Origin of the sequence: Achromobacter sp. Marseille-Q0513 (assembly GCF_018195695.1) — a bacterium.
GTDB lineage: Bacteria > Pseudomonadota > Gammaproteobacteria > Burkholderiales > Burkholderiaceae_B > Achromobacter.
The window spans coordinates 1-1,288 of the sequence record NZ_JAGTJY010000368.1 but is presented as its reverse complement, the minus strand read 5'-3'; the positions used below and the strand labels follow the sequence as shown (position 1 = coordinate 1,288).

The 1,288-nt window shown below is 60.2% G+C and carries 2 protein-coding genes; both read left to right on the top strand.

Features of this window, described 5'->3' with window-relative positions; translation table 11 throughout:
• The first annotated feature begins 105 nt into the window (after positions 1–105).
• Positions 106–420 (top strand): DUF1153 domain-containing protein, encoded by a 315-nt coding sequence (locus KDH83_RS30695; protein ID WP_212322813.1) that lies wholly within the window; start codon positions 106–108, stop codon positions 418–420.
• A 5-nt stretch (positions 421–425) separates the two neighbouring features.
• Positions 426–1,238, top strand: coding sequence for an IS3 family transposase (locus tag KDH83_RS30690; RefSeq protein ID WP_212322816.1), 813 nt, complete (start codon positions 426–428; stop codon positions 1,236–1,238).
• Positions 1,239–1,288 lie beyond the last annotated feature (50 nt).

The following is a 1,288-nucleotide window of genomic DNA, read 5'->3' as shown; positions in this document are numbered from 1 at the left end:
CCGCCGTCTCGCTGACCGAGTCGCCCGGATGCACCAGGTTCAGCACATAGGACGGTGTATTGACCCAGTGAAAACCTGCTCACGTCATAATCAATGTAATTGAAGATGAGCATGAAAATGGAAGACGACATCAAACGCTGGACGGCCAAGCGCAAGAGTGCGCTGGTACTGGACATCATCCGAGGCAAGAGCACCGTTGCCGAGGCGAGCCGCCAATACGACCTGTCGCCCTCGGAGGTCGAACAGTGGGTCGACGATGGCAAGCGGGGCATGGAGAATGCCTTGCGTGCCAATCCGCAGGACGTGCGCGAGCAGTACGAGCGTCAGCTCAAGGACCTTCAAGAGGCGTATGGCGAGGCGATGCTGGAGCTGCGCGCGAGAAAAAAATTGCAGTCCCTGCTGGGCGAGGACGAGAAGTGATCGAGATGATCCGCCAGGGACTGCAAGCCGAGGGTATCACCGTCTCGATTGCCAAGCTGTGCCGCTGGTTTGGCGTGCCGCGCCGTTCGGTTTACTACAAACCGGTGAAATCGCCGCCAAAGGTCGATCCGAAGTTCGTCACCCCGATCAAGGCGATGATTGAAGAGTCGCCGTCATTTGGCTACCGGACGGTTGCGCATCTGTTGGGGTTCAACAAGAACACCGTGCAGCGCGTGTTCCAACTGATGGGCTGGCAGGTCCGCAAGCGGCCGATTGGCTTCAGGCCACGAATCCAGGCGCTGCCATCGGTGGCTAGCAAGCCCAACGAGCGTTGGTCAACGGACCTATGCCGCGTCTGGGCGGGCCGGGATGGCTGGGCGACGCTGGCGCTGGTGATCGACTGTCATACCCGCGAGTTGCTCGGCTGGCATCTGTCGCGCAGCGGCAAGGCCTGCACCGCTGGCAGCGCCTTGGAACACGCCCTGATCGCCCGTTTCGGAACACTGGGTCGCGTGCCTGCGCCGTTCCTGCTGCGATCGGACAACGGGCTGGTCTTCACGTCTCGCAGCTACACCGCGCTGGTGCGAGGCTACGGGCTGCGCCAGGAGTTCATCACGCCGCACTGCCCGCAGCAAAACGGCATGGTTGAGCGTGTCATCCGTACGTTCAAAGAACAATGCGCGCATCGGCATCGCTTCGAAAATATCCAGCACGCCAGCCGCGTTGTAGGCGACTGGATACGTTTTTACAATCACCGACGCCCGCACCAGGCGCTCGACATGAAGACTCCGGCTGAGGCGTTTGCATTAGCCACTTAACCTGAGCAGGTTCTGATGGGTCAATACATTCGCTACGACCCGTCATACAT

Coding starts and splice junctions, on each gene's coding strand:
- KDH83_RS30690 (WP_212322816.1), top strand. CDS start 426: ATGATCCGCCAGGGACTGCAAGCCGAGGGTATCACCGTCTCGATTGCC.
- KDH83_RS30695 (WP_212322813.1), top strand. CDS start 106: ATGAGCATGAAAATGGAAGACGACATCAAACGCTGGACGGCCAAGCGC.